The 5,320-nt window shown below is 64.9% G+C and carries 6 protein-coding genes; 2 read left to right on the top strand and 4 right to left on the bottom strand.

All coding sequences use genetic code 11. The features are described from left to right. On the top strand, window positions 1–210 hold a 210-nt coding region (locus H3V53_RS42180; RefSeq protein WP_336602894.1), incomplete at its 5' end, for a hypothetical protein. A gap of 15 nt (window positions 211–225) precedes the next feature. Here the strand turns inward: H3V53_RS42180 and H3V53_RS42175 are convergent. Further along, entirely contained in the window at window positions 226–1,380 is a 1,155-nt protein-coding gene (locus H3V53_RS42175; protein ID WP_336602893.1) for a branched-chain amino acid ABC transporter substrate-binding protein, read from the bottom strand. Between the two features lie 215 nt (window positions 1,381–1,595). Here H3V53_RS42175 and H3V53_RS42170 point away from each other — a divergent pair, with 215 nt between their 5' ends. Further along, window positions 1,596–1,790, top strand: coding sequence for a hypothetical protein (locus H3V53_RS42170; protein WP_336602892.1), 195 nt, complete (start codon window positions 1,596–1,598; stop codon window positions 1,788–1,790). Window positions 1,791–1,980: 190 nt separating this feature from the next. On the opposite strand, the gene H3V53_RS42165 is transcribed toward H3V53_RS42170, so the two are convergent. The 3 genes from H3V53_RS42165 to glgA all read right to left on the bottom strand — a co-directional run bounded on the left by H3V53_RS42165 (window position 1,981) and on the right by glgA (window position 5,184). After that, a complete protein-coding gene (locus H3V53_RS42165; RefSeq protein WP_336602891.1) occupies window positions 1,981–2,442 on the bottom strand; it encodes a hypothetical protein in 462 nt (153 codons plus the stop codon). Window positions 2,443–2,560: 118 nt separating this feature from the next. Next, the gene (pdxY, locus tag H3V53_RS42160; RefSeq protein WP_054926763.1) at window positions 2,561–3,424 is read right to left on the bottom strand and encodes a pyridoxal kinase PdxY; all 864 of its coding nucleotides are present in this window, start codon (window positions 3,422–3,424) and stop codon (window positions 2,561–2,563) included. Window positions 3,425–3,723: 299 nt separating this feature from the next. Next, window positions 3,724–5,184, bottom strand: coding sequence for a glycogen synthase GlgA (glgA, locus tag H3V53_RS42155; RefSeq protein ID WP_336602890.1), 1,461 nt, complete (start codon window positions 5,182–5,184; stop codon window positions 3,724–3,726). Between the last annotated feature and the right edge of the window lie 136 nt (window positions 5,185–5,320).

Below are 5,320 nucleotides of genomic sequence, written 5' to 3'. Positions count from 1 at the left end.
AAAAGCCTGCGCAGCAAAGACACCATCGCGGATGCCAGCGCAGAGGGCGAACACACATCAGAAAAGCCTGCGCAGCAAACACCGCCATCGCGGATGCCCACGCAAACGGCAAGCACACAACGGCAACGCCCGCGCCGCGTAGCCACTATCCCGGTTGCCCGCGCAAGGGCAAAAAACCCCACCCCGACGCGGGCATCGCCGCAAAACTAAAACTAAAACCAGAACCTACACGCCGCTCTTGGTCACGACGGGCACCCACACCCCGTTCTTCACCTGATACAGCGTCGATGCCGCGCTCTTCAACGCGCCCGTGCTGTCGAACGAGATCGTCCCCGTCACGCCCTCGAAGCTGATGCCCTTGAGCGTCGCGCGATACACGTTCGGGTCCGTCGATTTCGCCGTCTGCATCGCCTTGATCGCGGCCCACGCGGCGTCATAGCCGAACGGCGCATACGACAGAATGTCGTCGCCGAAGCGCTTCTTGAACTTCGCCGAGAAGTCCTTGCCGCCGGGCAGTTGAGCAAGCGGCCGGCCATACTCCCAGGCCATCGCGCCTTCGGCAGCGTCGCCCGCGAGCTTCACGAACTCGGGATCTTCGACGCCGCCGCCGCCCAGCAACTGCGCGGTCATGCCGAGCTGCTTCATCTTCTTCGCGATCGCGGCTGCCTGCGTGTCGAGACCGCCGAAGAAAATCAGATCGGCGTTCGTCGACTTGATCTTCGTCAGCTGCGTGCTGAAATCGACGGCCGAGTTGCTGGTGAACTCGCGCGCGACGATGTTGCCGCCTGCCGCCTTCACGGCCTTCTCGAACTCGTCCGCTTCGCCTTGGCCAAAGGCCGTGCGATCGTCGATGATCGCAATGCGCTTGGCCTTCGTCACCTGCACGGCATACGTGCCCGCATTACCGGCGTTTTGCGCGTCGGTGGAAATCACCATGAAGGTGTTCGCAAAGCCGCGACTCGTGATGGTGGGGTTCGTCGCGGCAGGATCGATCATCGGAATGCCCGCCTGCTCGTAGATCTGCGAAGCGGGAATCGTCGTGCCCGAATTGAAGTGGCCCACGATCACGGATACGTTCTGGTCCACCAGTTTCTGCGCGGCCTGCACGCCGATGCGCGGGTCGGCCTGATCGTCCTCGGATACGAGTTCGAAGCGCGCGACCTTGTCGCCGATCTTGATCTTCTGCGCGTTGGCTTCCTCGATGGCAAGCCGCACGCCGTTCTGCAGGTCCTTGCCGTATCCGGCGTTCGCGCCCGTCATCGGCGCGGCGAAGCCGATCTTCACGGGCACTTCGTCGGCGGCGAAACTGGCGACGGGCGCAACCGACAGCACAGCGCCCAACATTACGGCAAACGGTTTCAGCGTCTTGCAAAAGCTCATGGTTTCTCCTTACATCGGCAGACAGGGATGGGAAAAACAGCCGGCTCACAGTGCACGCCGTGCGCGCGAAAACGGATGAAAACGGACGAAAACGCACGACGTTGCCGGTCGGATTGCGCGATGCAGTGTTGTCGACAGGTCTCCTTGATGACGTACGCAAACCGTACACAAACAAAAACACGAACTAGCGTAAGGATCTTGCGGGCCGCGCGGCAATGATGGAAAACACCAAAGCCGATGCACGTCGCCACGACCTGCCGACGCACCGCGAACATCGCGCAACCCGCGTGCAGCAGCCGATCCGTGGCGCGAATATAGAAAGCCAATATGCGTGCGTCTTGGCAGTTCGCGGCATGTTGGATGCGCATTTCAGCACAGTGCGCGAAGCCGATTTGTTAAGCCTCGGCTGAGAAGATGTGCGCGCGGTGGCGGCGCTGGAGGCAAGCGCGCGCTGTGGTGTCGACGTGCGCGCGAGAGAGAAGGGTGCCGTGTTGCTTGCCGGGAGCGTTGAGCGTTCGGCATGCGCAGCGCTTCATGTCGAAGCTGCTGCGCGTATCGACGGTGTGGCCGTTCGAGGTCGACGTTATTGCTCTTACTGTTCTACTGCTCGCCCTGCATGCGCAGCAGTTCTTCGCGCAGACGCAGCAGCGGTTCCTTCACGTCGTCTTCGGCCCACGTGTCGAGGTCGTCGATCGCGCGCTGGCAGCCGTCGAGCACCACGTCGAGATCGACGGGCACGCCGTTCGCGAGCGCGAAGTGAATCGTTTCCGCGTACTGCTGGCATTCCTGCTCGCCATACGAGATGTCCAGGTTGTCGCCAATCACTTCGGCGATGTTGCTGCGCGCCTTGTCGTCGGGCGTGACCATGTCGATGATCCCGCGCGCGACGGCGGGCGAGTAGTAGAGCGCGATGTCGAGCCATTGCGCAGCGTCGAAATCCGCTTCGCCGAATTGCGACTCGAAGAACTCGATCGCTTCCTGCTCGTGCGTCTCTTCAGCATCGACGCTGATGCACATCTCTTCAAACTGTTCTTCGCGTTCGCTGCGGATCATGCCGTCCATCGATGCCTCTTCTCAGTGCCAGTCAAACCAGTGCCAATAAAAAATGCCGCGCGGTTTCGCGCGGCACGCATTATAGGACGTCAGGCTGACAGGCGCGGGGCGGGGGCGCCTGCGGCCGCTACGCCGACTCGACCACCCATGCATCGAACCAGTCGCGCGGCCGCGCGATATCGTCCTGCGCGGCGATGATCTCAAGTTCATAACGCCCGGCGTCCCACGTCGCGCGCACGACGGCGTTGACGGCGGCAATGGTGTGCTCGAACGCGCCGCGCACGGAGTCGCCGAGCAGCCAGCGCGCGACGAACACCGCGCTCGTCAGATCGCCGACACCCACCGGCTGGCGCGCGAACGGGTAGAGGGGACGCTGGCCCATCCATGCTTCGCGCTCGGTCACCACGAGCATGTTGAAGCGGTCGGCGAGACTGTTGCGATCGAGCAGATGCTTGACGAGCACCATCCTCGGCCCGCGCGTCATCAGTTCGCGGCACGCGGCGACGGCTTCTTCGACGGTTTCGATCTCGCGGCCCACGAGCCGCTGCAACTCGCTGTGATTGGGACACATCACGTCGGACACTTCCGGCATGGTGTCGACGAGAAACTTCTGGATGCCCGGCTCGACGCGGCAGCCCGTCGCCGTGCCCATCACGGGGTCGCAGATATAGCGCGCGTGGGGATTGGCGGCCTTCACGGCCCGCACGATTTCGATCACCGCCTGCGCCTGCTCGGGCGTGCCCAGATAGCCGGACAGCACGGCATCGCAGCGCGGCAGCATGCCGATCGCGCCGATTCCCTCGACGAGCGCGAACATCTGCGACGCGTCGATCGCGCTGCCTTCCCAATGCCCGTATTGCGTATGGTTCGAGAACTGCACCGTGTTGAGCGGCCACACATTCACGCCGAGGCGGCGCATCGGAAAAACGGAAGCGCTATTGCCTGCGTGCCCGAATACGACGTGCGACTGAATGCTCAGAACGTTTTTCATGTTGAACCGATACGGCGCAGCGACGGCGCCCGACGACTGCTGATTGGATGGGTGGACCGGGTATCGGCCGCTGGCCGGGCGGCGCGGTCGATACGCAATCCGGCTAGCCCGCGAGCCGTGTGCGCGCCCGCTGCTCCCGCACCGCTTTGGCGCAGTTCGCGGTGACGCGCAAGCCACACCCGCGTCACGCGCCGTTCATCAAAAGATACATGAGTTTTTGCGCTGCGGCGTCGGTCCGGCCCTGTCGTGTTGCATCGAACCATCAATTCGCGCGGCGGCGCATCACGCTGCCCGCGCGCTCAAACCAGTTCGCGATACAGCGCGAGGTAACGCTCGGCCGACGCGCCCCAGCCGAAGTTCTGGCCCATCGCGCGGCGTTGCGCCGCCTTCCAGTCGGTGCGCCGCGCATAGAGCGCGAACGCGCGGCGGATCGCCGCCGTCAGCGCCTCCGGCTCGAAGCGCTCGAATACGAAGCCCGTCGCGAGGTCGTCGGCGATGTTCTCGAGCGACGCGTCGACGACCGTGTCGGCCAGCCCGCCCACGCGATGCACGAGCGGCAGCGAGCCGTATGCAAGGGCGTAGAGCTGCGTGAGCCCGCACGGCTCGAAGCGCGACGGCACGGCGATCACGTCGCTGCCCGCGACGATCTGATGCGCGAGCGTCTCGTCGAAGCCAAGCTCCACAGCGACGCAGTCGGGGTGCGTCTGCGCCACGCGTTGCAGGCCGTTTTCGAGCGCGGGGTCGCCCGTGCCGAACACGACCAGCTGCCCGCCGCGCCGGATGATTTCAGGCAACGACGCGAGCAGCAGATCGAGGCCTTTCTGCTCGGTCAGCCGGCTGACCACGCCGAACAGCAGCGCGTCGCTCTTTTGCGCGAGATGGAAGCGCTCCTGTAGCGCCGCCTTGCAGGCGCGCTTGCCGGCAAGGCGCGTGTCGGTGTAGCGGGCGGCGACGAGCTGATCCGTCGACGGATTCCACACCGTGTAGTCGACGCCGTTCAGGATGCCCGACAGATCGTGCGAGCGCTGGCTCAGCAGGCCGTCGAGCCCGCCGCCTTGCGCGAGCGTCTGGATTTCGCGCGCGTAAGTGGGGCTCACCGTCGTGATGCGGTCGCTGTAGAAGAGGCCGGCTTTCAGGAACGACATCTGTCCGTAAAACTCGACGCCGCTCATGTGGAAGAAGTCGCTGGGCAGTCCTAGCTGACCGAACTGGTGCGCGGGAAAAATGCCCTGATACGCGAGGTTATGAATCGTGAAGACGGTGCGCGCGGACGGCTTGCCGCGTTCGCGCTCGGCGGCTTTCAGATAGGCGGGCGCGAGGCCTGCGTGCCAGTCGTGCGCGTGGACGATTTGCGGCGCCCATGCCGGGTCGAGCTGCTGCGCGAGCTGCGCGGCCGTCCAGCCGAGCATCGCGAAACGCTGCGCGTTGTCGCCGTAAGGCACGTGCTCGGCGTCGAGATAGGGATTGCCGCCGCGATCGTACAGCGATTGCGCGCGGATCACGTACACGACGAGACCGTTCGCGGCCAGCGTGCCACGCTCCAGCATGACGTTCGACGCGCCGAAGCGCTCGCCGATCCGCGCGACGGGCTGCAGGTCCGCCAGCCCGGCAAGCACGGCGGGAAAGCCCGGCAGCAGCACGCGGACGTCGGCGCCCAGCTCGATCAGCGCGGGCGGCAGCGCGCCCACGACATCGGCGAGACCGCCCGTTTTCAGAAGGGGATACAGCTCGCTTGCGACATGCAGCGCGCGGATCGTCATGGGTCTGATTCCTGTTCGCTAAGGTTGCCGTGGGTTGACAGCGTGCGCGCAAGTGCCGGCGCCCGCGCGCGGATGCGCGCCGCGCCTCGCCTGCCGCATTGCGTGCCGTCGGCGATTGGCGTGCTGGCCGGGCTCG

Origin of the sequence: Paraburkholderia bengalensis (genome assembly GCF_037126505.1) — a bacterium.
GTDB classification, from domain to species: domain Bacteria; phylum Pseudomonadota; class Gammaproteobacteria; order Burkholderiales; family Burkholderiaceae; genus Paraburkholderia; species Paraburkholderia bengalensis.
Note: the sequence above shows the minus strand (reverse complement) of the source record. Positions and strands in the feature narration are given on the sequence as shown.

Excerpts from the sequence above, each read along its gene's own strand:
- H3V53_RS42175 (WP_336602893.1), bottom strand. The coding sequence starts at position 1,380 with ATGAGCTTTTGCAAGACGCTGAAACCGTTTGCCGTAATGTTGGGCGCT.
- H3V53_RS42170 (WP_336602892.1), top strand. The coding sequence starts at position 1,596 with ATGATGGAAAACACCAAAGCCGATGCACGTCGCCACGACCTGCCGACG.
- H3V53_RS42165 (WP_336602891.1), bottom strand. The coding sequence starts at position 2,442 with ATGGACGGCATGATCCGCAGCGAACGCGAAGAACAGTTTGAAGAGATG.
- pdxY (WP_054926763.1), bottom strand. The coding sequence starts at position 3,424 with ATGAAAAACGTTCTGAGCATTCAGTCGCACGTCGTATTCGGGCACGCA.
- glgA (WP_336602890.1), bottom strand. The coding sequence starts at position 5,184 with ATGACGATCCGCGCGCTGCATGTCGCAAGCGAGCTGTATCCCCTTCTG.